At 65.3% G+C, this 24,839-nt stretch carries 25 protein-coding genes; 14 read left to right on the top strand and 11 right to left on the bottom strand.

Annotated features, from left to right (window positions below; all coding sequences use genetic code 11):
* Positions 1-32 precede the first annotated feature (32 nt).
* Together JF515_RS10050 and JF515_RS10045 are read right to left on the bottom strand one after the other, a co-directional pair.
* Positions 33-1,652, bottom strand: a complete 1,620-nt coding sequence (locus tag JF515_RS10050) for a glucan biosynthesis protein (RefSeq protein ID WP_203103775.1) — start codon at positions 1,650-1,652, stop codon at positions 33-35.
* Positions 1,653-1,731: 79 nt separating this feature from the next.
* Positions 1,732-2,895, bottom strand: a complete 1,164-nt coding sequence (locus JF515_RS10045) for a YbfB/YjiJ family MFS transporter (protein WP_203103773.1) — start codon at positions 2,893-2,895, stop codon at positions 1,732-1,734.
* Between the two features lie 111 nt (positions 2,896-3,006).
* Here JF515_RS10045 and JF515_RS10040 point away from each other — a divergent pair, with 111 nt between their 5' ends.
* A complete protein-coding gene (locus JF515_RS10040; RefSeq protein ID WP_203103771.1) occupies positions 3,007-3,900 on the top strand; it encodes a LysR substrate-binding domain-containing protein in 894 nt (297 codons plus the stop codon).
* A gap of 7 nt (positions 3,901-3,907) precedes the next feature.
* Here JF515_RS10040 and JF515_RS10035 read toward each other — a convergent pair whose 3' ends face one another.
* From JF515_RS10035 to JF515_RS10005, 7 genes are all read right to left on the bottom strand, one after another.
* Entirely contained in the window at positions 3,908-5,083 is a 1,176-nt protein-coding gene (locus tag JF515_RS10035) for a DcaP family trimeric outer membrane transporter (protein ID WP_203103769.1), read from the bottom strand.
* A gap of 272 nt (positions 5,084-5,355) precedes the next feature.
* Positions 5,356-6,669, bottom strand: coding sequence for a TRAP transporter large permease (locus tag JF515_RS10030; RefSeq protein ID WP_203103767.1), 1,314 nt, complete (start codon positions 6,667-6,669; stop codon positions 5,356-5,358).
* 1 nt (position 6,670) lies between these two features.
* Positions 6,671-7,174 carry a TRAP transporter small permease gene (locus JF515_RS10025; RefSeq protein ID WP_203103765.1) on the bottom strand — a complete coding sequence of 168 codons (504 nt, stop codon included), beginning with the start codon at positions 7,172-7,174 and terminating at the stop codon, positions 6,671-6,673.
* A gap of 30 nt (positions 7,175-7,204) precedes the next feature.
* Entirely contained in the window at positions 7,205-8,230 is a 1,026-nt protein-coding gene (gene dctP / locus JF515_RS10020; RefSeq protein WP_203103763.1) for a TRAP transporter substrate-binding protein DctP, read from the bottom strand.
* A gap of 26 nt (positions 8,231-8,256) precedes the next feature.
* The gene (gene leuD / locus JF515_RS10015; protein ID WP_203103761.1) at positions 8,257-8,862 is read right to left on the bottom strand and encodes a 3-isopropylmalate dehydratase small subunit; all 606 of its coding nucleotides are present in this window, start codon (positions 8,860-8,862) and stop codon (positions 8,257-8,259) included.
* Between the two features lie 4 nt (positions 8,863-8,866).
* A complete protein-coding gene (gene leuC / locus JF515_RS10010; RefSeq protein WP_203103759.1) occupies positions 8,867-10,270 on the bottom strand; it encodes a 3-isopropylmalate dehydratase large subunit in 1,404 nt (467 codons plus the stop codon).
* A gap of 143 nt (positions 10,271-10,413) precedes the next feature.
* Positions 10,414-11,220, bottom strand: a complete 807-nt coding sequence (locus tag JF515_RS10005; RefSeq protein ID WP_203103757.1) for a GntR family transcriptional regulator — start codon at positions 11,218-11,220, stop codon at positions 10,414-10,416.
* Positions 11,221-11,418: 198 nt separating this feature from the next.
* On the opposite strand from JF515_RS10005, the gene JF515_RS10000 reads away from it, so the two are divergent.
* Genes JF515_RS10000 through JF515_RS09980 form a run of 5 tightly spaced genes read left to right on the top strand, consistent with a single transcriptional unit; the run spans position 11,419 to position 16,254 of the window.
* Complete coding sequence (locus JF515_RS10000) at positions 11,419-12,291, top strand: isocitrate lyase/PEP mutase family protein (RefSeq protein ID WP_203103755.1); 873 nt, start codon at positions 11,419-11,421, stop codon at positions 12,289-12,291.
* Positions 12,292-12,302: 11 nt separating this feature from the next.
* A complete protein-coding gene (locus JF515_RS09995; RefSeq protein ID WP_203103753.1) occupies positions 12,303-12,971 on the top strand; it encodes an isochorismatase family protein in 669 nt (222 codons plus the stop codon).
* A complete protein-coding gene (locus JF515_RS09990) occupies positions 12,968-13,912 on the top strand; it encodes a polysaccharide deacetylase family protein (RefSeq protein WP_203103751.1) in 945 nt (314 codons plus the stop codon). The genes JF515_RS09995 and JF515_RS09990 overlap by 4 nt, the downstream gene beginning before the upstream one ends.
* Positions 13,909-14,838: a polysaccharide deacetylase family protein gene (locus JF515_RS09985; protein WP_203103749.1), complete on the top strand. Its 930-nt coding sequence runs from the start codon at positions 13,909-13,911 to the stop codon at positions 14,836-14,838. The genes JF515_RS09990 and JF515_RS09985 overlap by 4 nt, the downstream gene beginning before the upstream one ends.
* Positions 14,839-14,841: 3 nt before the next feature.
* Entirely contained in the window at positions 14,842-16,254 is a 1,413-nt protein-coding gene (locus JF515_RS09980; RefSeq protein WP_338015197.1) for an FAD-dependent oxidoreductase, read from the top strand.
* A 96-nt stretch (positions 16,255-16,350) separates the two neighbouring features.
* On the opposite strand, the gene JF515_RS09975 is transcribed toward JF515_RS09980, so the two are convergent.
* On the bottom strand, positions 16,351-16,839 hold the full coding sequence (locus JF515_RS09975; protein ID WP_203103748.1) for an FKBP-type peptidyl-prolyl cis-trans isomerase: 489 nt from the start codon (positions 16,837-16,839) through the stop codon (positions 16,351-16,353).
* A gap of 162 nt (positions 16,840-17,001) precedes the next feature.
* Between JF515_RS09975 and moaA the strand changes: the two genes are divergently transcribed.
* Together moaA and can are read left to right on the top strand one after the other, a co-directional pair.
* Positions 17,002-17,997, top strand: coding sequence for a GTP 3',8-cyclase MoaA (moaA, locus tag JF515_RS09970; protein WP_203103746.1), 996 nt, complete (start codon positions 17,002-17,004; stop codon positions 17,995-17,997).
* 105 nt (positions 17,998-18,102) lie between these two features.
* Positions 18,103-18,741: a carbonate dehydratase gene (can, locus tag JF515_RS09965; protein ID WP_203103744.1), complete on the top strand. Its 639-nt coding sequence runs from the start codon at positions 18,103-18,105 to the stop codon at positions 18,739-18,741.
* A gap of 13 nt (positions 18,742-18,754) precedes the next feature.
* Here the strand turns inward: can and JF515_RS09960 are convergent, their stop codons facing one another.
* The gene (locus JF515_RS09960) at positions 18,755-19,564 is read right to left on the bottom strand and encodes an EAL domain-containing protein (protein WP_203103742.1); all 810 of its coding nucleotides are present in this window, start codon (positions 19,562-19,564) and stop codon (positions 18,755-18,757) included.
* A 211-nt stretch (positions 19,565-19,775) separates the two neighbouring features.
* On the opposite strand from JF515_RS09960, the gene JF515_RS09955 reads away from it, so the two are divergent.
* From JF515_RS09955 to JF515_RS09930, 6 genes are all read left to right on the top strand, one after another.
* On the top strand, positions 19,776-20,786 hold the full coding sequence (locus JF515_RS09955; RefSeq protein ID WP_203103740.1) for a porin: 1,011 nt from the start codon (positions 19,776-19,778) through the stop codon (positions 20,784-20,786).
* Positions 20,787-20,819: 33 nt separating this feature from the next.
* Positions 20,820-20,990: a YezD family protein gene (locus tag JF515_RS09950; RefSeq protein WP_203103738.1), complete on the top strand. Its 171-nt coding sequence runs from the start codon at positions 20,820-20,822 to the stop codon at positions 20,988-20,990.
* 76 nt (positions 20,991-21,066) lie between these two features.
* Positions 21,067-22,065 (top strand): sulfate ABC transporter substrate-binding protein, encoded by a 999-nt coding sequence (locus JF515_RS09945; RefSeq protein WP_203103736.1) that lies wholly within the window; start codon positions 21,067-21,069, stop codon positions 22,063-22,065.
* Between the two features lie 9 nt (positions 22,066-22,074).
* On the top strand, positions 22,075-22,893 hold the full coding sequence (cysT, locus tag JF515_RS09940) for a sulfate ABC transporter permease subunit CysT (protein WP_203103734.1): 819 nt from the start codon (positions 22,075-22,077) through the stop codon (positions 22,891-22,893).
* Between the two features lies 1 nt (position 22,894).
* Complete coding sequence (gene cysW, locus JF515_RS09935; RefSeq protein WP_203103732.1) at positions 22,895-23,788, top strand: sulfate ABC transporter permease subunit CysW; 894 nt, start codon at positions 22,895-22,897, stop codon at positions 23,786-23,788.
* Positions 23,785-24,834 (top strand): sulfate/molybdate ABC transporter ATP-binding protein, encoded by a 1,050-nt coding sequence (locus JF515_RS09930; RefSeq protein ID WP_203103730.1) that lies wholly within the window; start codon positions 23,785-23,787, stop codon positions 24,832-24,834. The genes cysW and JF515_RS09930 overlap by 4 nt, the downstream gene beginning before the upstream one ends.
* The last annotated feature ends 5 nt before the right edge of the window (positions 24,835-24,839 follow it).

The raw sequence follows: 24,839 nt of genomic DNA, 5'->3' as shown, positions 1-24,839 counted from the left end.
GCGGCTCAGGGCGCGACGTACTTTCGTTTCGGTTACAGGTGCCCCGGGTTGCGCAAATCGCGCTCCTCCATGGGCGGCGGTGACCACTGGTAAATCCAGGTCTCGGTGAGCGGCGCGCCGTCGCTCTTGCGCTTGAGAAACAGGCGCAGGTTGATCGGCGTGAGATCGTCGTCCGGCGGCACCAGGTCGAACATGGCCCGGTAGCCGTCGATCTCGTGCAGCGGCCGCGCCGAGGTGATTTCCACCCGGCCCGCGCTACTGTCGATCACCGGCTCCACCTCGCCCATGCCGGGCAGTTCGCCGGCGGAGATCGGCCCGCCGCGGAAGTCCACCACGAAGCGCCAGCTGAAGTGCTCCCGGGGTTGTCCCACTACGCCGCCCAGGCCGGTGCGGGTGGCCACGCAGCGGGCCAGGGGCGGGCGGGGTGGCCGGCCGGTCCAGGACAGCCGGTAGCCGAACAGATATTCCCGTCCCGCTTGCACCGGCTCTTCCGGGCGCCAGAACGCCACGATATTGTCGAAGGTCTCGTCCAGGGTGGGGATCTCCACCAACTGCACCGCGCCCTTGCCCCAATCGCCCCGGGGTTCCACCCACAGACTCGGGCGCCGTTCGTAGAACACGCCGTCGTCCTGATAATGATCGAAGTCCTGGTCGCGTTGCAGCAGGCCGAAGCCGCGCGGGTTGTCATCGCTGTAACTGTTAAAACGCAGTTGGGGCGGGTTCACCAGGGGGCGCCAGAGCCATTCGCCGCCGCCGGTGTGCATGCCAAGGCCGTCGGAATCGTGGATCTCCGGGCGCCAATCCCAGGCTACCCGGCGGCTGTTCTCACCCACCTGGTACATGCTGGTCAGCGGTGCCACGCCGAGGCGTTCGATGGCCCGGCGCGGGTACAGTGCCGCGTCCACGTCCATGATCAGGTCGCCTTTTTCCCGGGCGATGGTGAACCGGTAGGCGCCGGTGACACTGGGAGAATCCAGGAAGGCATACACCCGCACCTGGTCCGGGTTGGGCAGATGCTCGAACCAGAAATGGGTGAATTCCGGAAACTCCTCCGGTTCCGGCAGGGCGGTGTTCACCGCCAGGCCCCGTGCGGACAGGCCGAACTGGCGCGAGGCGCTGGTGGCGCGGAAGTAGCTGGCGCCCAGGAAAGCCGCCACGTCACGTTCCCAGTCACTGTGGTGGAGCAGGCGGAAGCCGGCGAAACCGAGCCCCTCGGGCAGGTCCGCCGGGTCCACGTCACTGTCGCTGAAGTCGAACAGATCGGTGCGGTAGGGGATCGACCGGGCCTCGCCGTCGACGATCTCGTGGATCTTCACCGGCGTCTTGAAATGCAGGCCCAGGTGGAAGAACTGAAAGCGGAAGTCGGCGTCCGGGCGGTCCGCCCAGAGGGCGTGGTCGGGCCGGTAGCGCAGTGCCTGGTACTGGTCCCAGGTCAGGTCGCGGATTGCCTTGGGCAGGGTTTTCGCCGGGTCCCGCCAGGGGCGCCCGGCGAAGTGCCGGGCCATGCCCTTGAGGCCGGCGTAACTGAACGGTTCGCCCCGGCCTTCGCGGCCCACGCCGGGGGCCTCCAGGGCCCGGGCCAGGGCCGGCGCCGCCGGTAGCAGGGCGGTGCCGAACAGCCCCAGGGCTTTCAAGACGTCGCGTCGATCCATGCCGTTCTCCGCTGTCGTTCCATGATGTCCATGCAGGTTGGAGCCGGTGACGCCGGCCCCGGTTCCTGATGGTACACGGCTAGCGACGGGCGAGGAGACCGGAAATCAGCAACAACAGGGCGGCGGCCAGCAGGGTGGCGCCACCGATGCGGAAGATCAGCGGCCCGGGGTGGTGGGCGTACGCCGCCGCCATGGCGTAGGCGGCGCCGGCCTGCCCCACGGCGAACAGGGCGGTGGCGCGGCCCCAGGTCTGGGTGGCCAGGCGCGGCGGCACCAGCTCCGCGGTGCGGCCCATCACCGAGGACACCATGGCCGGGATCATCGCCCCCACCAGGTAGGACGACAGGGTCACCGCGGCGAGCCCGCCCACCGTCACCGGCAGCAACACGGCGCCGCCCTTGACGGTGAGCGCGCCGATCAGGGTGCGGTGCCAGCCCAGGTGGCGGGCGGCGGCACCGGCCAGGAAAGGCCCGCTGATCGCGCCCACGGCGAACACGCCCCATTGCAGGGCGCTGGCCCAGGTACTGAAATCCCGTTGCCGTTCCAGATAATCCACCCAGAACACGGTGTGCGGTACGAAGCCCACGGCGTCCAGCAGGTAGGCCAGGTAGACCGCCACCAGCAGCAGCCCGGCGCCCTGGCCGGGGCCGGCCTCGGCGCCCTCGCCGGTGGGCATGGGCGGCCACTGCCGCCACAGAAGCCACAGCGGTGGCAGGCACACCAGCGCCAGGCCCAGCCAGGCCCGTTCCAGGCCGCTGTCGATGAGCAGCGGCACCAGGGTGGCGGAGAACAGCACGCCCAGGCCGACACCGGCGAAGATCCAGGTACTGCCGCGCTTGCGCATGGACAGTGGCAGTTGCTGGGCGATCAGCGATGGCGCCAGCACCATCAGGAAGGCGCCGGTGACCCCGGCCACGAAACGCCACAGGCTGAACCACCACACCGGCGCCGGCCAGGCGCTGGCGGCGAAGCCCACCGCCACCAGCAGGGCGGATAGGCGGATCACGCGGCCCGGGCCCAGCCACTGACCGGCGCGACCGGCGACCACCGCGCCCACCAGGTAGCCGAGCAGGTTGGCGGCGCCCACATAGCCGGCGTCCGCCTCGCTCAGCCAGCCGGCCTTGATGACTCCGGGCAGCAAGGCGGCATAGGCGAAGCGGCCCAGGCCGATGCCCACCAGCGTGGCCGAACCGGCCATCACCACCAGGCGAATCGGGGAGGGAAGCGAAGGGTCGCGGGTCATACGCAGCTCCAGCCGGGACGATGCAAAGCGACAGTAAAGCAGAGCACTGGTATCACTAGAAATGATTTTTTAAGATTGGACTCATCACTTCCAATGAAGCCGAGGCCGGCGATGCTGATACGTTCCCTGGAAATCTTCCGCGCCGTGGTGGACTCCGGCAGCTTCAGCGCCGCCGCTGATCGTCTGCACACGGTTCAGTCCAACGTCACCGCCCACATCAAGAAACTGGAGACGGAGCTGGGTGCACGCCTGCTGGAACGCCGCAATCCGGTGGTGGCCACGCCGGCCGGGCGCCAGTTACTGCACTATGCGCGGCGCATCGTGGAACTGCACGACGATGCCCTGTCGCGTTTCCAACCCGGGGGCGAGCCCCTTGGTGAGTTGCGTTTGGGCAGCATGGAAACCAGTGCCGCCGTGCATTTGCCGCCCCTGCTCACCGACTTCAGCCAGCGCTGGCCGCAACTCAGCGTGCACCTGCACACCGGTACCACCGGTGAACTGATCGAGGAGGTACGGACCGGGCAACTGGACGCCGCCTTCGTGGTGGCGGAGAACGCCGGCGACGATCTGGCCCTGCGCCCGGTGTTCCATGAGCGCCTGGTGCTGGTCAGCGGGCGCCCGCTGAAGAGCTTTCCCGGACGGGCGGAGCTGGCGCGTACGCCGTTTCTGGCGTTCCGGCCAGGATGCGGCTACCGCACCACCATCGAGGTGCTGCTGGCGGACATGAAGGTGGCGGCGCCGCGCATTCATGAATTCGGTAGCCTGGATGCCATCGTCGGCTGCGTGGGGGCGGGCATGGGGCTGGCGCTGCTGCCGGCTTCCACGGTGCGTCAGTATCGGCGCCGCTTCGACCTGCACACTCTGGCGTTGCCCGGTGACCGGGGCAAGGTGACCACGGTGATCGCCACCCTGCAGCGGCCCAGCTGGAGCCGGGCCCTGGAGGTATTCATGGAAGGGGTGCCATCCCCGGATCGGGCCGAAACGCCGATCCGGGACGCGGGCTGAGGGCGTCTCAGAAGTTGAAACGCACCATGCCCTGCAGGCGCACGGCGTCGCCTTCCCGGCCATCCACTTGCTCGCGCGTGTGGTAGCCGGCTTCCACGCCGTAGGTGAGGTAGGGGTTGGTGGACCACAGATAGTTGATGGTGCCGCTGGTGTAGCGCTCGTCGGCGGTACCGGCGATGGCGCCGTCCCGGTAGGCATCGTCCACGTCGGCCTGGGCCACGCCATAGGCCAGGGTCAGCAGGCCCGGGCCGGTCTTGGCGCTGAGGCTGACGCCGCCGCCGGTGCCCTCGATGGTCTCCAGCTTGCCGCTGCTGCTGACGTAACCCGGGGCCGCCGGGCTCAGATACAGATAGCCGCCGATACCGTCACCATGGGTCACCGAGCCACGCAGGGTGAGGGTATCGGTGAGCTGGGCGCGGGCTTCCGCCATCACACCCCAGCCCGTGGCGGAGTCGTCGCTCCAGGCGCTGTTGCTGACGGTCTCGCCTTCCGCGTCATATTCCAGGAAGCGCACCAGCGCCGCGGTGGCGAATTGCACCGGCCCGGCGGTGTTCTGGTAACGGGCGGTCAGGTCCGGGAAGCGGAACTGGTTGGTGTCCTCGGCGATCACCTCGCCGCCGGCGTGGCCGGTGCCGGTGCCTTTCGGGTCTTCCACGGAGAACGAGAACGGGCCGGTGGTGTAGCGAAGCTGCGCCTGGCGACCGCCGCCCTGGCCCAGGTCGCGGTTGAAGTCGATGGTCTCGTAGAGGCTCAGCACATTGCCGAAGTTGGTCCAGGTCTGGCCGGCCAGTAGACCCTTCCATTCACCGTAGGCGTGGCGCAAACGCAATTCACCACCGCCGTCGGCGAAGCCGCCGCCGCCGTAGAAGTCGGTTTCGATCACGGTGCGCAGCACATCGCCGTCGATCAGGGTGGACGTGGTGAACCCCAGCCGGCTTTCGAAGGCGTGCATGGTCAGGTGCCCGTCGGCACCGGGTTCATGGTCGAGCGGAATGCGGTTGCGCAGAACCGCATTGCCGAGATCCGCGTCGAGATCGTAGATCACATCCAGCTTGGCGTAGCCATACAGATCCACATCGGTGTTGCCGGCTTTGAATTCCACCGCCTGGGCGGTGCCGGCGAGGGCGGTGAAAACGGCGCCCAGTGACAGAGTCGAGAGTTGTTTCGAAGTTATGATTTTCATGGGTTCCCCTCGGGTAACGCCGGGCTACCCGCTGTCAGTTTGTTGGAAGGGATGGGTGTTTATATGTAATCTTTATAAGACATTTAAATGTATTCTAAACAGGTCTTTGCGGAGATTGCAAACCGCCTGCGCGGGGGCCGGGGTGTTCTTCCGTAGGAGCGGCTTCAGCCGCGATAGCGGGCGTGGATGATCGCGGCTGAAGCCGCCCCTACGAAGTTCCCTGAAGGGAACGATCTCCGCGGGAGCGGCCGCCGTTGACCAGCGTCGGGCGTTTAGCCCGACAGGGATGGGAGCCAGGTGACGATGGCGGGGAAGGTGGTCAGCAGGGCGAGCAGCAACAGCGAGCACAGAATGTAGGGGATCGCCGACAGATAGATTTCGCGCATGCTGGTGCCGGCCGGTGCCACGCCCTTCATCACGAACAGGTTCAGCCCCAGGGGGGGCGTGGAGAAGCCGATTTCCAGGGCGATCAGGGTGACCACGGAGAACCATACCGGGTCGAAGCCCAGGGTTTGCGCCAGGGGGAAGAAGAACGGCACCGTGATCATCATGATTGAGATCGCCTCCATGAAGGTGCCCAGTACCAGCAGTACCAGCAACATGGCGCCGAGCATCAGCAACGGGTGCAAATCGAAGTGGGTGGCCCACTGGATCAGGCCATGGGAAGCGCCTGAGAACGCCAGTAACTGGCTGAAGGTGGCCGAACCGAACACGATCAGATAGGCCATCAGCGTGACCTTGAGGGCGCCGGTCACCGACAGTTTGAACGCCTCCCAGGACATGCTGCGGAACACCAGTGCCAGCACGATCACGCCCAGGGCGCCGAAGGCGGCTGATTCCGACGGCGTGGCGAAGCCGGTGAGCATCATCACGATGATCATGACGATGATGCTGAGCATGGGCAGGATGTCCCGACCCAGGGTTTTCAGTTTTTCTCCCAGAGGAAGGGCGGGCACGTCGTAGGCCGGCGCCGAATCCGGCTTGAGGCGGGTCTTCAGCCAGATGGTCGCCATGTACAGCGAAGCCAGCAGTACGCCGGGCAGGACGCCGCCGATCAGCACGTCGCCGATGTCGATCTTGGCCAGGGTGGCGAGCAGCACCGCGATCGCCGACGGCGGAATGATGATGGCCAGGCCGCCAGTGCCGAGGATCGGCCCGATGGACATGTATTTCTTGTAGCCACGACGCTCCATTTCCGGCACCAGCAGGGAGCCGAGCAGGGCGGTGGACCCCATGGAGGAACCGCTCAGGGTGGAGAAGGCGGTGCCGCCCACCACGGTTACGTAGGACAGGCGCCCGGGCACCCGGCCCATCAGGTGGTCGATGGCGTTGAACATGCGCATGCCCAGCCCGGTGCGGAAGAACAGCTCCCCCATCAGCAGGAACAGCGGAATCGGCACCAGGCTGAAGCTGGACAGGGCACCGAAGCCGTTGTTCAGCAACTGGATCAGGCCGGCATCGCCGCGCATGAATACCCAGGCGCCGATCAGGTTGGCGCCGATGAAGGCGATCGCCACCGGCACGCCGATGAACATCAGAATCAGAACGGAGGAAAGCAGAAACAGCAGAGCGAGATGCCAGTCCATGTCAGAGCGCCTCCGTCTGGTTGCCGTGATAGGTATCGCGTGAGAACACGAAGCGCAGGAACTCCAGGCCCATCAGCGAGAAGCTGATCGGGTAGGTGATGGTCAGCATCCACATCGGGAAGTAGTAGGTGCGCACGTCGTAGTCCACGCGGTCGATGTTGGTGGCCACCAGCTCGGTGCCCTTGACCGCCAGCACGAAGCAGATCACCGCGCAGATCACCATCACCAGCCGGCTGAGCAGTCGCTGGACGGTCTCCGGCAGTTGATTGATGACGATCTCGATGTAGACATGCCCTTTTTCACGCACCAGCCAGGGCGCGCCAAGCAGGGTCAGGTAGAACATGGAATATTCGGTGGACGAAAACAGCCAGGCCGGTGATTGCACGCCCAGGTTGCGGATCACCACGGACAGCACGATGGCCGCCATCAGCCACACCAGCAGGGTGGCGGCGATGAACGCCATGGCGTCGATCAGCCGGTTATAGATACGGGTCAGGGAAGACATAGCGGCACTTATTCGGGTTATTGGTTCGGGTTATTGGTCGGATGGTTCAACGGACGGCTCGTTGAACTTGTCGATCAACTCCTGGTAATGGCTCAGCCCCCCGGGCTGATGCTTCATATAGCGCTTCATGCGCCGCCAGGAGGCTTCACGGGCGGCGTCCAGATAGTTCCGGGCGGCTTCGCCCTGGAGCACGAACGGCGTCATGCCGTTCTGTTCCAGTTCCTTCTGTTGTTGGCGCGCCGCCTTGGCGAACCGCAGGGCGCTGTCGCGCTCATGCTCGATGGCCACTCGCTGCAGGATGGTCCGGGCTTCCGTGCTGAGCTTGTTCCAGCTTTCCAGGTTGACGATCACGCCCATGTCCGTGGAGTAGAACGCCGGGTCGATGCGGTAACGAAGGAACTTGTCCCAGCCCAGATCACTCATGCCGATCTGGGTCCAGCCGGTGGCGTTGACCACGGAGCGTTCCAGGGCGGAGTAAACGTCGGTGGTGGGCAGGCTGATCGGCTGGGCTTTGAGGTAGTCGGTAAAGAAGGCGTCGTACACCGGATTGCTGCGCAGACGCAGACCGGGTAGCGCCAGATCGCCGTTGTCGTCCACCGCCGGCTTATTGATGGTGTAGAGGTTGTACTTGATGCCGCTGTCGAACCAGCCCAGGTAGTAGACCCCCATCTTGCGCTGGTGGATGCGATTGAGCAGCTCGATGCCGCCGCTTTGACGGGCATGGATGGCGTTGCTGTTGGAGGAGATCAGGGCGTCCCGCTCGGGGAGGGTCCCGGCGTAGAAACTGGCGGCGGTGTAGGCCATGTCCACCACGCCGTTGCGTACCGCGTAGGGTTGTTGGGACAAGCCGATCACCTCGGGGCCGCCGAGCACGTTGATGCGGATCACCCCTTCCCCTTCCCGGTTCACGTCGTCGACGAACTCCAGGAAGCTCTGCGTGTAAATCAGCGATGGCGGAAAGGCGTGCAGCGCTGTGATCACCTGCTCCTGGGCATGGGCGGCGTACGCCCAGAGCAGAGCAAGGCCGGCGACGGCCATGCGCGAATATCTGTTCATGGAAACCTCGTTTCTTGGTGTTCTTGCTATTCAGGCCGCGTCCAGGGATGGGCGGCGGTGTAGGCGTTCCGGAACGCCTCGATTTCATCGTGGCGGGCCCGGGTCAGGTCGATGTCGTCCCAGCCATTGAGCAGCTTGATCTTCCAGGTGGCGTCGATCTCGAACGGAAACGACTCGCCGAAAGCGGTAATACGTTGTCGCTCCAGATCCACGTGGATTTCATCGGGCCCTTCATCGAGCAAGGCAAGCAGTCTTTCCGCGTCCTGTTCGGACACCACCGCCGGCAGCAGGCCGTTGTTCACCGAATTGGAGGAAAAAATGTCGCCGAAGCTGGGGGCGATCACGCAACGGAAACCGTAGTCCACCAGCGCGTAGACCGCCGCCTCCCGGGACGAGCCAGCGCCGAAATTACGGCGGGCAACGAGGATCTCGCTGCCCTTGGCGCGGGGGTGATTGAGAATGAAATCGGTGGCCGTGCCGTCCTCGTCGAAGCGCATGTCGTGCAACAGGAAACGGCCATAGCCCTTGTCCCGGGATTCCTTCATGAAGCGCGCCGGGATCAGGCGGTCGGTGTCCACGTTTTCCAGGGGCAGCGGGCAAGCGAGCGCGGAGAGTTCGGTGAAAGGCGTCATGGGATTACCTCGTCAACTCGCGGAGATCGGTGAGATGGCCGGTCAGCGCCGCCGCCGCCACCATCGCCGGCGACATCAGATGGGTACGCGCGCCGGGGCCCTGGCGGCCTTTGAAATTACGGTTGGTGGTGGAGGCGCAGCGTTCGCCGCTGGCGACCTGATCACCGTTCATGCCCACGCACATGGAACAACCGGATTCGCGCCATTCCAGGCCGGCTTCGGTGAAAATCCGGTCGAGGCCTTCTTCCTCCGCCTGCTGTTTCACCAGGGTCGAGCCCGGTGAAACGATGCCTGGCACCTTGCAGCGCCGGCCCTTGAGTACTTCGGCGGCGGCGCGCAGATCCTCGATACGGGCGTTGGTGCAGGAACCGATAAATACCGAGTCCACGGTCACCTCGGTGAGAGGCTGGCCGGGGATCAGGCCCATGTAGTCGAGGCTGTCGCGGATGCGCGCCGCCTCCGCCTGGGAAGACGCCAAGGCCGGGTCCGGCACACGGGCGTCGATGGGCAGGGCTTCCTCGGGCGATACGCCCCAGGTGACCTGTGGCGCGATCTCCTCGCCACGCAGGGTGATTTCCCGGTCGAAACGGGCGCCCTCGTCGGTGTTGAGGGTGCGCCAGTATTCCACCGCCCGCTCCCAGTCCTTGCCGCCGGGTGCCAGGGGGCGACTCTTCAGGTAGGCCAGGGTTTTTTCGTCCGGCGCGATCATGCCGCAGCGACCGCCGCCTTCGATGGAAAGGTTACACAGGGTCAGGCGGGCTTCCACGCTCAGGTCGCGGATCACCTCGCCAGCGTACTCGATGGCGTAGCCCCGGGCGCCATCGGCGCCGAGCCGGGAAATCCAGGCCAGAGCGATGTCCTTGGCGCCGACACCGGGCCGCAGTCGGCCTTCCACCTTGATGCGCAGGCGCTTGGGTTTGGTCTGCCAGAGTGTCTGGGTAGCCAGCACGTGGGCCACTTCCGAGGCGCCAATGCCGAACGCCAGGGCGCCCAGGGCACCGTGAGTGGAGGTGTGGCTGTCGCCGCAGACCATCACCAGGCCGGGTTGGGTGATGCCCTGCTCCGGGCCCACCACATGGACGATGCCCTGGCGCGGATCGTCCAGGCCAAACAGCGATACGCCGTGCGCGCGGGTGTTGTGCTCAAGCTGCTCGATCACCGAACGTACCTTGTCGGTAACCACCTTGATGGAGCGGCCCCGGGTAGGTACGTAATGGTCGGCGATGCCGGTGGTGCGTTCCGGATGGGCGACCTTGAGGCCGCGATCATTGAGCTTGTTGAAGGCGTGGAAGGAGCCCTCGTGGACGAAATGCCGGTCGATCCAGAGCAGGCTCTGCCCGCTCTCGTTACGCAGGATTTCGTGGGCGTCCCAGATCTTATCGAACAGGGTTCTCGGTAGTTGTGTCACGGCCGTGCCTATGGGGTATGCGCCTAGGGGGCCGGAACCGCGGGCCCGCCCCGAGGATGTATTTATCTGTATCTGATATATGTATTAAATGTACTACAGATAAAGCAAAGATAGACGCCCCCCACGGGCATGTCAAACCGGAATCACAGCCCCCCTTCCGGGTTGCCGCCGGCCAACGGTTCCCAATAACGGGAGTCTTCGTCGCCGGTACGGTTCAGGTCGATCTGGAAGCGGTAGCGGTCCGGCCGGTAGAGAGCGTCCAGATGCTCCACGCCCTTGCCGTTCTGGTCGTAGACCACCCGGGTCAGGGCCAGCAGGGGCGAGCCCACCGCCACTTCCAGGGCCTCCGCTTCGGGCTGGGTGGCCAGGGTGGCGGAAATCGTCTGGGTGGCGTGATCGATGGTCACGCCGCTTTGTTCGAGCAGCACGAACAGCGGCGTATGGGCCAGGTCGGATTCGCTGTAATGGTGGGCGATGCTGGCCGGCACATGGGTGGTCAGATAGGAAAACGGCCGGTCCTCCACCTGCCGCACCCGCACCGAACGTTGGGTTTTCTCGCCATCGTCCAGCTTCAGGCGCTGGCGGATCGGCGCTTCCGGCGTCACATAGCTGAACTCCAGCAGCCGCACCTTGGACGACTGGCTCATCTTCAACATGTTGGGCAGCAGGTTGGACACGCTGGCGGTCATCACCGTGGCCTCCAGCGGCTGCTCCAGCACCACCGTACCGACCCCGGGGCGCCGCGCGATCAGCCCGGCCTGGCGCAGCGCGTCCATGGCGCGCCGCACGGTGACCCGGGACACCTTGTACTGCTCGGCCAGCTTGAGTTCGCCGGGCAGCTTGTCACCGGGGCTCAGCCGCCGGCTCAGAATGGCGTCGCGCAACAGCAGGAACAGATTGTGCGATTTGGTGCCGCTGACGGCGGTGTGGAGAGGGTTGTTGTCATTCATGTGAGCTTCCCACGGGCGTCGGGTAGGGGCGGGCCATGGCTTGACGCCGTTCGTCTTTAAACATATAAATGTATTATATATAAGTCATTTTGATGTTTGGTGCTGCGCGCATTGTAGGCCAGTTACGGATGGCTGTTTAGTCCGTCGCCCGCTTTGGCACCACCCCGAGGACCAGTAATGTCAGTAATGAGAGGACCGATGAGCCAAGCAGGTAGTAATTTCAAGGAGCAGCTTCTTCAGGATGATATCGTGGTGGCGCCTGGCGTATACGATGCGCTGAGCGCGTCGATCGCCGAGCAGACCGGCTTCGGTACCGTGTATCTGTCCGGCGCCAGCATCGCCTATACCAAGCTGGGCCGCCCGGATATCGGCCTGACCAGCTTCACCGAGGTGGTCGACACCCTGGCGCACATTCGCGAGCGCTCCGAGGTGTCCATCGTGGTGGACGCCGATACCGGCTTCGGCAATGCCATGAACGTGGGCCGCACCGTGCGCCTGATGGAGGCGGCGGGCGCCAATGCGATTCAGCTTGAAGACCAGACCTATCCCAAGCGCTGCGGCCACCTGCGTGGCAAGAGCCTGGTGCCCAAGGGCGAGATGGTGGGCAAGATCAAGGCGGCGGTGGACGTCCGTCGCGACGAGCGCACCCTGATCGTGGGCCGCACCGACGCGCTGGCCGTGGACGGCCTGGAGGCGGCCCTGGAACGGGCCGAGGCCTACCGGGAGGCGGGCATCGACCTGCTGTTCGTGGAAGGCTTGCGCGGGGCCGACGACATCGACGCCATCCTGGGCCGTTTCAAGGGACGGGTGCCGGTAATGGCGAACATGGTCGAAGGCGGCGACACGCCGATCCAGGATGCCGCCTCGCTGCAGGCCCTGGGTTTTTCCATGGTGATTTTCCCGGGCGCTCTGGTACGCGCCTTCACCTTCATGGCCAATCGGTTCTTCGGCACGCTGAAGAATGACGGTACCACCGACAACTTCCGCGACCACATGCTCGACTTCAAACAACTCAACGAATTCCTCGGCACGGAACGGCTTCTGGCCCAGGGCAAGCAATACGAAAACTAGGCGGAGAGATCATGATCACCACCGACAAAACAGCCAAGCAGATTTTCCAGGACGTCATCGCCAACCCGCAGCGGGTACCCTTCGGGTTTGGCAAAAAGGCGGTGCTGGTGAACGTGGACCCGCAAAAAGCGTACACCCGCACCGACCTCTACAAGACGGCCTACGAAACCGACCCGCGCCAGCTCGAGTACGTCAACGCGCTGGCCGAACGCTTCCGCGCGCTGGGCTGGCCGGTGGTCTGGACCCATGTGGCCTTCCTGGAGTCCGCCGAGGACGCCGGCGTCTGGGGCACCCGCACCGACACTCCGGACTCGCTGCAGAACATCAAGTACGGCTCCGACCGCGCCGACTTCGATGAGCGCGTCCACATCGATCATGACCGCGACGTGATCTATACCAAGCGCATGCCGTCGGCGTTTTTCGAGACGCCGCTGCAGTCGCTGCTGGTATGGCACCAGGTGGACACCGTGATCATCACCGGCGGCTCCACTTCCGGCTGCATCCGCGCCACGGCGGTGGAAAGCCTGTCGCGGGGCTATCGCACCATCGTGCCCCAGGAGTGCGTGGCGGATAAGCACGAGAGCTACCACTACGCCAACCTCACCGACCTGCATCTCAAGTACGCCGACGTGATGAACGTGGCCGACGTGCTGGCTTGGCTGGACGGTGAAATCGCATGAAGGAAAGTCTCGGCGTTTACGATTACTGGCCCTACGAGGACCGCCCCAGGCTGGAGTGGCCCAACGGCGCCCGGGTGGCGTTCTGGGTGGCTCCCAATATTGAGTTCTACGAACTGGACCCGCCGGCCAACCCGCACCGCAAGGCCTGGCCGCAGCCGAGCCCGGCGGTGCCCGGATACAGCATCCGCGATTACGGCAACCGGGTGGGCCACCGCCGGCAGATGGCGTTGCTCGACAAGTACGGCATTCGCGGCTCGGTGTCCCTGTCCGTGGCGCTGTGCGAGCATCACCCGGAGATCATTGATATGTGCCGGGAGCGGGATTGGGAGCTGTTCAGCCACGGCATCTACAACACCCGCTACACCTATGGCATGAGCGAGGCCCAGGAACGGGCCATGATCCGTGACGCCATGGAATCCATCCATCGCCACACCGGCCAGAAGTGCGCCGGCTATCTGGCGCCGGCGTTGTCCCATTCCGAGCGCACCCTGGACCTGTTCGCCGAGGTGGGCAGCGAGTTGTTCGGTGACGAGGGCGGCTTCTACACCTGCGATCTGTTCCACGACGACCAGCCCACGCCGGTGTCGGTGCGCAACGGTAAGCGCTTTATTTCGGTGCCGTACTCCCTGGAGATGAACGACACCATCGTCTACGCCGTCAACAAGGTGGAGCCGCGCCATTACGCCACCATGCTCAAGCGTCACTTCGACCGGCTCTACGAAGAAGGCGCCGAGTCCGGCACGGTGATGTGCATTCCCACCCACAACTACCAGGTGAGCTGTCCGCACCGCATCAAGGCGCTGGAAGAAGCCCTGGAATACATCACCGGTCACGATGACGTCTGGGTCACCACCGGCCGGGAGATCGCCGAGCACTACCTGGCCCACCATTACGACACCGCCCTGGCGGACATCGAGAAACGCAAAGGAGGCGCGCGATGAGCCTGGACGACGCCTATTTCGACTACCCATGGCGCCGCCATGGCTACGACCACGAACGCTATGACTGGTCCATGCTCGCCGACCGCCCGGCGATCAACTGGCCGGAAGGCAAACGACTGGCGGTGTGGGTCAACCTGTCGCTGGAGTTCTACCCGCTCAACCAGCGCGGCGAACCCTTCCCGGTCCCCAACGGCATGAAGATGCCATACCCGGATCTGCGTCATTTCACCCTGCGCGACTACGGCAACCGGGTGGGCGTGTACCGTTGCCTGAAAGCCTTCGACCGCCATGACGTGCGCCCCACGGTGGCGATCAACAGCCAGTTGGCCCGGGATACGCCCTACCTGATTCAACGCCTGGTGGAACGCGACACCGAGCTGCTGTGTCACGGCTGGAACATGGATCATCTCCATTACGGTGGTCAGGACCCGGAGCAAGAACGTGAGCTGGTGAAGCGCTCCCTGGACACCCTCAACCAACTGGCCGGGCGCCCGGTGCGCGGCTGGCTCAGCCCGGCGCGCAACCAGAGCTGGCACACGCCGGACCTGCTCGCCGAGCACGGCGTGGATTACTGCGCCGACTGGGTCAACGACGACATGCCGTACCGGTTCAGGACCGGGCATGGCCCGCTCACCATGATGCCGCTGTCCACCGAAATCGAGGACCAGTTCGTGATCGGCCAGAACCTGCACTCCGAGGATGCCTGGGTGGAACAGGTCAAGGACGCGGCGGATTTCCTGATCGAGGAAGCGCGCCAGCAGGGCGGGCGCATGCTGGGCCTGAGTCTGCACCCCTGGATGATCGGCCAGCCGCACCGCATCGCCTGCCTGGAGGCGGTACTGGCGGACCTGATGGGGCGCCCGGAGGTCTGGCAGGCCACCGCCGGCGAGATTCTGGACGTCTTCAATGCGCAATCGAAGGCCTGAGCCGTGGTTACCCTGAAAACGGACGGCGGCCACATCGGCTTTGATCTCAGCCTGCCGGTGGTGGTGATCGGCGCCGGCGCCTGCGGCCTGGTGGCGGGCCTTGCCGCCAAGGCCCGGGGCCTGGACGTGGTGGTGTTGGAACGGGACGCGGAGCCCCGGGGCAGCACCTTCATGTCCTCCGGCTTCGTGCCCGCCGCCGATACCCGCTTTCAGCGCCAGGCCGGGGTGGAGGACAGCGCCGACATCATGGCCGCCGACATCCAGGGCAAGAACCACGGCCAGGCGGACCCGGACATCGTCGCCACCCTGGCATCGCGATCCGGTGCCGTGATCGAGTGGCTGGCGGACCAGCACGGCGTGCCCTTCGAGCTGGTCCAGGGCTTTCTGTACCCGGGACACAGCCGCCTGCGCATGCACTGCACTCCGCGCCGTACCGGGGAAGAACTGATGGCCTGCCTGCTCAACGCGGCCCGGGCGGCGGAGCTGGACGTGCTCACCCAGGCCCGCGTCACCACCCTGCACGTGGACGACGGTAACCGCGTGCGCGGCCTCACCTACCTCCGTCCGGACGGCGCCGAGGAGCGTCTCGGATGCGACACCCTGGTGCTGGCCTGCAATGGTTTCGGCGGCAACCCGGATCTGATCGAGCGCTATATCCCTTCCATGAAGGACGCGCTCTATTTTGGCCACGAGAGCAACCAGGGCGAAGCGGTGCGCTGGGGCGAGGTCCTGGGCGCCAGCCTCAAGGACATGGGCGCCTATCAAGGGCATGGTTCCCTGGCCTGGCCCCATCAGACGCTGATTTCCTGGGCGCTGATGATGCAGGGCGGCGTGCAGGTGAACCGGCTCGGTGAACGGTTCTCCAACGAGCACGGCGGTTACTCGGAGCAGGCCGCCCGCGTGATCGCCCAGCCCGAAGGCGTGGCTTTCAACCTGTACGATGGCCGTATTCACGAGCAGGCATTGGCTTTCGAGGACTACCGCAACGCCCGGGACACCGGCGCGGTGCGCACCTTCGACAGCCTGGAGGCGTTGTCCGAAGGGCTGGGGCTGCCGCTGGCGGCGCTGCGCGGGACCTTCGCGGAGATGAGCGCCCGCGCCGGGGACGGTGAGCCGGATCGTTTCGGCCGGCGCTTCGAGCCGGTGCACCGGCTGACGCCACCTTATTACGCGATCCGCGTTACCGGGGCGCTGTTCCACACCCAGGGCGGGCTGGAGATCGACACCCGCGGGCGGGTGCTGGATACCGGCGGGCGTCCGTTTCCCAATCTGCTCGCCGCCGGTGGCGCCGCGCGGGGCGTATCCGGTGCCGGCGACGACGGCTATATGTCGGGCAACGGCCTGCTCAGCGCCGTGGTGATGGGGGCCCTGGCCGGCGATACGGCGGCTGAGCTGGCCGGCGCGAGCCACGGCTGAAACGAAAGAAGGCCCCGTTTGGGGCCTTCTTTCGTTTCCGGCTCGCCAGGAACGACGCCGGCGCGGGCCAGCGATGTTCCCGGTGGCGCCGGGCGATCAGTGCTCGTGGCCGTCCGGGCCGTGCACGTGACCGTGTTCCTTCTCTTCGTCGGTGGCCTCGCGAACCTCGGTGACTTCCACGTCGAAGTTCAGGGTCTCACCGGCCAGCGGGTGGTTGCCGTCCACGGTCACTTCATCACCCTCCACGGCGGTGATGGTGAAGATACGCGGGCCGGCCTCGGTCTGGGCCTGGAACTGCATGCCCGGCTGCAGCTCGCCGCCGGCGCCTTCGAAGGCGGAGGCGGGAACCTGCTGGATCAGGCCTTCATGGCGCTCGCCATAGCCTTCTTCCGGGGCCACCTTCACTTCCAGCTTATCGCCGGCTTCCTTGCCCACCAGCGCTTTCTCCAGGCCCGGAATGATGTTGCCGTGGCCGTGCAGGTAGTTCAGCGGTTCTTCCCGCTGACGGGAGGAATCGATGGTCTGGCCGGCTTCGTTGGTCAGAGTGTAGTGGAAGGCCACTACCTTGTTGTCTGCGATTTGCATGGATGCCCCTTTGGGGTTGAATGTATGGCGGATGAATGCCGGCGCGAAACGCCGTGATCATCTATGGTAACAGTCCCGCCAAGGGGCTGACCAACCGCCGCCGGTGGCTGGCTCGAAATGACCATCATTCGGGGGGCGTGCTCCGCCGCGCTTTCTGGCATCATGGCAGCCATGCTCGAAGACCGTTTTGGACGCATCATTGATTACGTACGGCTGTCGGTGACCGACCGCTGTGATTTCCGCTGTGTGTACTGCATGGCGGAGGACATGACCTTCGTGCCCCGTGCCCGGGTGCTCACCCTGGAGGAGATGGCGCGGCTGGGCCGCGTGCTGGTGGCCCAGGGCGTGCGCCGCATCCGTCTCACCGGCGGCGAACCTCTGGTGCGCCGCAACCTGACCTGGCTGGCCCGGGAGCTGGGCGCCCTGCCCGGGCTGGAGGAGCTCAACCTGACCACCAACGGCGCGCGGCTGGGCCGCTATGCCGGAGAACTGCGCGACGCCGGCGTCACCCGGGTCAACATCAGCCTCGATTCCCTGCGCCCGGACCGCTTCCGGGAGCTGACCCGCACCGGCCGCCTCGAAGACGTACTGGAGGGCATCGAAGCGGCCCGCGAGGCGGGCTTCCAGCGCATCCGGTTGAACAGCGTGGTGATGCGGGGCCGCAACGAGGATGAAGTGAGCGACCTGGTGGGCTTCGCCCTGGAGCGGGGCCTGGACATCGCCTTCATCGAGGAAATGCCGCTTGGCCAGATCGGCGAGCACAGCCGCCAGGAAGCCTTCGTGTCCTCCGCGGAACTGCGCGAACTGATCGGTGAGCGCTACCCGCTGGTGCCCCTGGCCGCCGGTACCGCCGGTCCGTCGCGCTATTGGCGCGCCGAGGGCCACCCGGGTAGCCGGGTCGGTTTCATCTCGCCGCACTCCAATAACTTCTGCCACGCCTGCAACCGGGTGCGGGTCACCGCCGAGGGGCGCCTGCTGTTGTGCCTGGGCCATGAACACAGCCTGGACCTGCGCGGCATCCTGCGTGCCCACCCGGACGACGACCAGCCGTTGATCGATGCCCTGCACCGGGGCATGGAGATCAAGCCCGAGCGCCACGAGTTCAATCTGGCCGAGGGCGAGCAGCTGGTGCGCTTCATGAACATGACCGGCGGCTGAACCGCCGGCCGGCGGGGGCGCCGCCGCCAAACTTTGAAAGACTTTTCACGTTGCAGCCCGCTGCCATTTCGGCATCATGGGTCGATTCCGAATGGGAGCTGATTCGTGAAAACCCTGCCTGAACTGTTTCAAAAGAACGAAGAGTGGCGCCGCGACATCGAGCTGGATAACCCCGGCTTCTTCAAAACCCTGGAAAACCAGCAGAGCCCGCGCTTCCTGTGGATCGGTTGCGCCGATTCCCGGGTGCCCGCCAACCAGATCGTCGGGCTGCTGCCCGGCGAGCTGTTCGTGCACCGTAACGTGGCCAACCTGGTCAACCACACCGACCTCAATCTGCTGTCCGTGCTGCAGTTCGCCGTGGACGTGCTCAAGGTGGAGCACATCATGGTCGTCGGCCATTACGGCTGCGGCGGCGTGAATGCCGCCATGGACGATCAGCCCCACGGGCTGATCGACAACTGGCTGCGCCAGGTCCGTGAACTCTACCTGCGTAACCGCAGGGCTCTCGCGGAACTGCCGAACGACAGCGCCCGCCTGGATCGCCTGTGCGAGCTGAACGTGGCCCGCCAGGTGATCAACGTGGCCAACACCACCGTGGTCCAGGAAGCCTGGCGCCGTGGACAGCCGCTCAGCATTCACGGCTGGATCTACTCCATCGCCAACGGCAAGCTCAGCGACCTGGACCTGGGCGTGCAGACCAATCAGGAACTGCGCGACCTGGAAGCGGAAAGCTATCAGGACTGACCCGCTCTTCGCTTTACGGGAACAGGGCCCGCCGCCAGGTGGGCCCGACCAGTGCTTGCGCCGGTGCCGCCACGGCCCGGCTCTGCACATGGCTGAGCCCGTGGCGCCGCGCCATGGCGGCGTCCGCGCCCAGCAGTAGTGCCGCCGCTCCTCCCAGGCGCGGGCGAGCCGCCAGTACCGCCTCCCTGGCGCCGCTTCGTTCCGCCAGATCCGGATGCAGTTTGATCAGGTCCGGCGGGCGTGCCGCCCACACCTTGTCATCCGGTGGTGTCGTGATCCGGTCCAGAGCGATGCGATAGCCGTAATCCCGATAGCTGTCCACCGCCGTGGCCAGGGCCCGACTGTCCCGGTACGGGTCCGGCTGAATCTCCAGCATCACCCGCGACGGCTCCAGCCCGCACTGACGCAGAATCCGCTCGAACGCCAGGCCGTGCTCGCGGCGCACGCCGGCCAGATGGCGAGGATGCACGTTCAGCGACAACAGCCCGCCCACGCTCGGTTGCAGTAAAAAATTCAGTGCGTGCAGGGTCCGGCACAGGCGGTCCAGATAGACGATCTCCTCGGCGGTGCTTGCCAGCATGAACAGCGATGAGGGCGTCAGCCGGCCGCCCCGACCGGTGACGCTGAGCAGTGCCTCGTGGCCACAAGGCTGCTCCGGCTCCACCGGCAGCATGGGCTGGAACAGGGTGCCCAAACGCAGGCCGGCGTACTCGGCCACCACCCGACCGTTGCGCATCCGCAGGGCGTCGCGCAGTGCCAGCCGCTCGCCATACTGGCGCACCTGTTCGCGGTTGAAGTAATCCAGAAGTTCGCTGATCGGCATGGGGACCTCCGCCCGCCAGTGACATTTCCAGGCAGGGTAACGGCGACCCGCTTATATTTAAAAAGAATAATTCAATAGAAATATATTACTTTATGATCTTTTGGGCCGGCTCTTAGGATAGCTCTCATCGCCGAATGGTTCGGCACGGCCCACCCGACAGCGGGAGGCGCGATTCGCTTGTTGAGTTTCACGCTGTCTGGAGAACACCGCTATGAAGAACGGGATCGTGCTGGCCTCCGCCGCGCTGCTGGGGAGCCTGCCCGCCGTCGTCGGCGCCGCCGGCCCCACCCTGTACGGCAAGGTAAACCTGTCCCTGGAGAACATCGATTTCGAGGGCGCCAGCCTGGCCGGTCCGCGCGTCGCCGAGGGATGGGAACTGAATTCCAATAATTCGCGGATCGGGATCAAAGGCGATTTCGATCTGGACGTGGGCAATCTGAAAGCCGTTTACCTGGCCGAATTCGGCATCGACGTGGACGAAGGCGACAGCGGTGGCGAGACCTTCAGCCAGCGCAATGTCTACGCCGGCCTTCAAGGCGCCTACGGCACCGTTATCGCCGGCAAATTCGATACCCCGCTGAAGCGTATCGAGGGGCCGGTGGATCAGTTCAACGACCTTTACGGCGACCTGGACACCTTCATCGGTGGCCAGAACCGTAGCAACAACATCATTCAGTATCAGACGCCGGTACTGTGGAACGGGCTCACCGTGAAGGCGGCCTTCTCGCCGGCGGAGCAGGACGACGTGGACGGTGATGGCGACGAGGAGGACGGCCTGGCCGATACCGTTTCCGCCTCTTTGGAATGGCAGCGCGATGGTCTCTACGCGGCGCTGGCCTACGAGACCGACCAGGCGGCGCGGCGCTCGGTGGACGGCATCGACCGCGCCGACCTGCTGCGCGCCAGCCTGTCCTACCGGCTCGGCGCCCTGGAGCTGGGCGCCCTGGCACAGCGCGCCGAGGACGCCAGCCCCGGCGGTGACCTGGAGGATCGCAGCGTGCTGGCCAGCGCCGCCTGGCATTTCGAGCGTCTCACCCTGAAAGCCCAGGGCGGGCAAACCAAGGGCGAGGAAACCGGGGAACAACTGAAGCTGTGGGCGCTGGGCGCGGATTACCGCCTCGGCGCCGGCACCCTGGCTTACGTGTACTTCTCGCAACTGGAGCGGGACGACGCCGGCACTGAGGACCGGGCCGCCGGTACCGGCCTGGCGTTTAAATTCTGAACCCCAGGGTCTGAACCATAAGGAGGGATCGACATGAGTGATCCGAACGCACAGCGCACGCCGGCGCCGGACGACGGTGATCTCGCGGCGCTGATCGCTTCACTGATCAAGGATCTGCGCTTCGGCGCGGTGGAGATCACCGTCCACGAAGGGCGCGTGGTCCAGGTCGAGCGCAAGGAAAAGTACCGTTTCGACAAACGCTGAGGCTCGACGCGACATCGGCTGACCGGACCACCGGAGGCCTCCATACCGTTATTGAAAGCACCCTTGGAGGCTGAACATGAATTGGAAAACCTGGCTTGCCGCCGCCACCCTGGGCCTGGCCCTGGGCCAAACCGCCCTGGCGGACCGCGAGATACTGAACGTGTCCTACGATCCCACCCGGGAGCTGTACGAGGCATTCAACAAGAAGTTCACCGAACACTGGAAACAGGAAACCGGTGAAACCATCACCGTGCGCCAGTCCCACGGTGGTGCCGGCAAACAAACGCGGGCCATCATCGACGGCCTGGAGGCCGACGTGGCCACCCTGGCGCTGGCCTACGACATCGATGCCATCTCCGAGAAGACCGGCATCATCCCCGGGGACTGGCAGACCCGCCTGCCACACAACAGCGCGCCGTACACCTCGACCATCGTATTCCTGGTGCGCGAGGGCAATCCCAAGAACCTGAAGGACTGGGACGACCTGCTCAAGCCCGGCGTCGAGGTGATCACGCCGAACCCCAAGACCTCCGGCGGCGCGCGCTGGAACTATCTGGCGGCCTGGGCCTACGCGGAGAAAAAGTACGGTTCCGAGGAGAAAGCCCGGCAGTTCGTCGGCAAGCTTTACAAGCAGGTTCCAGTGCTGGACTCCGGGGCGCGGGGCGCCACCACCACTTTCGTGAAACGTGGCATCGGTGATGTGCTTCTGGCCTGGGAAAACGAGGCGTTGCTGTCCATCAACAAGCTGGGGCGCGGTGATTTCGAGATCGTGGTGCCGTCGATTTCCATTCTCGCCGAGCCGCCGGTGACGGTGCTCGACAAGAACGCGGAGAAACACGGCACCACGGACATCGCCAAGGCCTATCTGGACTATCTGTACAGCCCGGTGGGCCAGGAGCTGGCGGGCAAGAACTACTACCGTCCGGTGGATCCGGAGTACGCCAGTAAGTACGCCGGTACCTTCCCGGAAGTGAATCTGGTCACCGTCAACGAAGCCTTTGGCGGCTGGCAAAACGCGCAGCGCACGCATTTCAATGATGGCGGTGTGTTCGATCAGATTTACAAGCCTGAGTGAAGCGCAATCATGGCCAAACGAGTCATACCCGGCTTCGGGTTGTCCCTGGGCTTCGCGACCTTCTACACCAGTCTGATCGTGTTCATCCCCCTGGCGGCGTTGTTCGCCAAGGGGCTGTCCCTGGGTGGCGCCGATCTGTGGCGGGTGGTCAGTGATCCACAGGCGCTGGCCAGCTACAAGCTCAGCTTCGGCGCCGCCCTCGCCGGAGCGCTGATCAACCTGTTGTTCGGGGGGCTGGTGGCCTGGGTGCTGGTGCGCTATGCCTTCCCCGGCAAACGTATCGTCGACGCCCTGGTGGACCTGCCGTTCGCGCTGCCCACGGCGGTGGCCGGTATCGCGCTCACCGAGCTATATGGCCGCAACGGCTGGTTCGGCGCGCCACTTGGGGAGCTGGGCCTGAAGGTCGCCTACACGCCGATCGGCGTCACCGTGGCGCTCACTTTCATCGGCCTGCCGTTCGTGGTGCGCACGGTGCAGCCGGTACTGGCCGGCCTGGATCGTGAACTGGAGGAGGCGGCGGCAAGCCTTGGCGCCGACCGTTGGCAAACCTTCCGGCGGGTGCTGTTCCCGGCATTGCTGCCGGCGGCGCTTACCGGTTTCGCACTGGCGTTCGCCCGGGCGGTGGGAGAGTACGGCTCGGTGGTGTTCATCAGCGGCAACATGCCGTTCCGCACCGAAATCACGCCGCTGCTGATATACAGCAAACTGGAACAGTACGACTACGCCGCCGCCTCCGCCCTGGGCATGGTCATGCTGCTGTTCTCCTTTGTCCTGCTGCTGCTTATCAACGGTCTGCAGTTCTGGACCGTGAAACGGGCAGGAGGCTGATATGGCGACCCTCGAGATCAATGTTTCCCGTGTTACCGAGCGCGCGGTGAGCGAGGCGCCATGGCTGCGCCGGCTACTGGTCGGCATTGCCCTGGTATTTCTGCTGGCGTTCCTGCTGGTACCGCTGTTCCTGGTGTTTCGGGAGGCGTTCTCCCAGGGTGCGCGGGTTTATCTGGCGGCTCTGTCCAACCCGGATGCCCGACACGCCATCAAGCTCACGCTCACCGCGGCCGCCGTGGCGGTGCCCTTGAATGTGATCTTCGGTCTGGCCGCCGCCTGGGCGATCAGCAAATTCCGCTTCCGTGGCAAGCAAGTGATGATCACCCTGATCGACCTTCCGTTCGCCGTGTCGCCGGTGATCGCCGGTCTGATCTATGTGCTGTTGTTCGGCAGCCGGGGCTGGCTGGGTCCGTGGCTGGAGAACAACGGCCTGCACATCATCTACGCGGTGCCCGGCATCGTGCTGGCCACCGTTTTCGTGACCTTTCCGTTCGTGGCCCGGGAGCTGATCCCGGTGATGCAGGAGCAGGGCGTCACCCACGAGGAAGCGGCGCTGACCCTGGGCGCCGGCGGCTGGCAGACGTTCTGGCGCGTGACCCTGCCGTCGGTGAAGTGGGGGCTGCTGTACGGGGTGATTCTGTGCAACGCCCGTGCCATGGGTGAATTCGGCGCCGTGAGCGTGGTGTCCGGCCACATACGCGGCAAGACCAACACCCTGCCGCTGCATGTGGAGATTCTCTACAACGAATACGAGTTCGCCGCCGCCTTCGCCTGTGCCTCGCTGCTGGCGCTGCTCGCGGTGGCCACGCTAATCGCCAAATCGGCCCTGGAATACAAGCACCAGCGGGATCGTGAGCGGTCGTTGCGCGCCGCCGCCCGCCAGGAGGAACCATGAGCATTGAAGTCCGCGACCTGAGCAAACGGTTCGGCGCCTTCCAGGCGCTGGACGATGTATCCCTGACCTTCAACAGCGGCGAACTGGTGGCCTTGCTGGGGCCCTCCGGCTGCGGCAAGACCACCCTGTTGCGCATCATCGCCGGCCTGGAATACGCCGATACCGGCGCCGTATTGCTGGCCGGCGAGGATGCCACCGCCACCCATGTGCGAGAGCGGGGCGTGGGGTTCGTGTTTCAGCATTACGCCCTGTTCCGTCACATGACGGTGTTCGACAACGTGGCCTTCGGCCTGTCGGTACGGCCGCGCCGCCTGCGCCCGGATAAAGGGGACATCGCCCGCCGCGTTCATCGCCTGCTGGAACTGGTGCAACTGGACTGGCTGGCGGACCGCTACCCGGATCAGCTCTCCGGCGGCCAGCGCCAGCGCATCGCCCTGGCCCGGGCCCTGGCGGTGGAGCCCCGGGTGCTGCTGCTGGACGAGCCCTTCGGCGCGCTCGACGCCCGGGTACGCAAGGACCTGCGCGCCTGGCTGCGGCGCCTGCATGACGAACTGCACGTGACCTCGGTGTTCGTCACCCACGATCAGGAGGAGGCGCTGGAAGTAGCGGACCGGGTGGTGGTGATCAACCAGGGCAGGGTGGAGCAGGTGGGCACGCCCCAGGAGATTTACAACTCGCCCGCCACGCCGTTCGTGTACGGTTTTATTGGCGACGCCAATCGGTTGAGCGGTCAGGCCGCCGCTGGTTGGGCCGATTTTCATGGGCTGCGGGTGGCGGCGCCGGAGTTCGGGCAAAGCGAGCCCCGGCCGGTGACTGGTTACATACGTCCCCATGATATCGAGCTGAAAAGCGAGGGCGGGACCGGTGTGGCGGGTCGCGTGGAAAGCGTCGCGCAGGTGGGCGCGGCGCTACGCATCAGCGTGCGCGTGGGAGAAAGCGCGCCGTCGCTGCAGGTGGAATTGCCCCACCATGGCGGCCACTGGCCGTTCGCGGTGGGGCAGGCGGTGCACGCCCGGCCTCGGGCCGGGCGTGTGTTCGCGGGCTGAATGGC

Origin of the sequence: Alloalcanivorax marinus, from assembly GCF_016785095.1 — a bacterium.
Lineage (GTDB): Bacteria > Pseudomonadota > Gammaproteobacteria > Pseudomonadales > Alcanivoracaceae > Alloalcanivorax > Alloalcanivorax marinus_A.
This window is presented reverse-complemented; position numbering and strand designations above follow the sequence as displayed.

Coding starts and splice junctions, on each gene's coding strand:
- JF515_RS10050 (WP_203103775.1), bottom strand. CDS start 1,652: ATGGATCGACGCGACGTCTTGAAAGCCCTGGGGCTGTTCGGCACCGCC.
- JF515_RS10045 (WP_203103773.1), bottom strand. CDS start 2,895: ATGACCCGCGACCCTTCGCTTCCCTCCCCGATTCGCCTGGTGGTGATG.
- JF515_RS10040 (WP_203103771.1), top strand. CDS start 3,007: ATGCTGATACGTTCCCTGGAAATCTTCCGCGCCGTGGTGGACTCCGGC.
- JF515_RS10035 (WP_203103769.1), bottom strand. CDS start 5,083: ATGAAAATCATAACTTCGAAACAACTCTCGACTCTGTCACTGGGCGCC.
- JF515_RS10030 (WP_203103767.1), bottom strand. CDS start 6,669: ATGGACTGGCATCTCGCTCTGCTGTTTCTGCTTTCCTCCGTTCTGATT.
- JF515_RS10025 (WP_203103765.1), bottom strand. CDS start 7,174: ATGTCTTCCCTGACCCGTATCTATAACCGGCTGATCGACGCCATGGCG.
- dctP (WP_203103763.1), bottom strand. CDS start 8,230: ATGAACAGATATTCGCGCATGGCCGTCGCCGGCCTTGCTCTGCTCTGG.
- leuD (WP_203103761.1), bottom strand. CDS start 8,862: ATGACGCCTTTCACCGAACTCTCCGCGCTCGCTTGCCCGCTGCCCCTG.
- JF515_RS10005 (WP_203103757.1), bottom strand. CDS start 11,220: ATGAATGACAACAACCCTCTCCACACCGCCGTCAGCGGCACCAAATCG.
- JF515_RS10000 (WP_203103755.1), top strand. CDS start 11,419: ATGAGCCAAGCAGGTAGTAATTTCAAGGAGCAGCTTCTTCAGGATGAT.
- JF515_RS09995 (WP_203103753.1), top strand. CDS start 12,303: ATGATCACCACCGACAAAACAGCCAAGCAGATTTTCCAGGACGTCATC.
- JF515_RS09990 (WP_203103751.1), top strand. CDS start 12,968: ATGAAGGAAAGTCTCGGCGTTTACGATTACTGGCCCTACGAGGACCGC.
- JF515_RS09985 (WP_203103749.1), top strand. CDS start 13,909: ATGAGCCTGGACGACGCCTATTTCGACTACCCATGGCGCCGCCATGGC.
- JF515_RS09975 (WP_203103748.1), bottom strand. CDS start 16,839: ATGCAAATCGCAGACAACAAGGTAGTGGCCTTCCACTACACTCTGACC.
- moaA (WP_203103746.1), top strand. CDS start 17,002: ATGGCAGCCATGCTCGAAGACCGTTTTGGACGCATCATTGATTACGTA.
- JF515_RS09960 (WP_203103742.1), bottom strand. CDS start 19,564: ATGCCGATCAGCGAACTTCTGGATTACTTCAACCGCGAACAGGTGCGC.
- JF515_RS09955 (WP_203103740.1), top strand. CDS start 19,776: ATGAAGAACGGGATCGTGCTGGCCTCCGCCGCGCTGCTGGGGAGCCTG.
- JF515_RS09950 (WP_203103738.1), top strand. CDS start 20,820: ATGAGTGATCCGAACGCACAGCGCACGCCGGCGCCGGACGACGGTGAT.
- JF515_RS09945 (WP_203103736.1), top strand. CDS start 21,067: ATGAATTGGAAAACCTGGCTTGCCGCCGCCACCCTGGGCCTGGCCCTG.
- cysT (WP_203103734.1), top strand. CDS start 22,075: ATGGCCAAACGAGTCATACCCGGCTTCGGGTTGTCCCTGGGCTTCGCG.
- cysW (WP_203103732.1), top strand. CDS start 22,895: ATGGCGACCCTCGAGATCAATGTTTCCCGTGTTACCGAGCGCGCGGTG.
- JF515_RS09930 (WP_203103730.1), top strand. CDS start 23,785: ATGAGCATTGAAGTCCGCGACCTGAGCAAACGGTTCGGCGCCTTCCAG.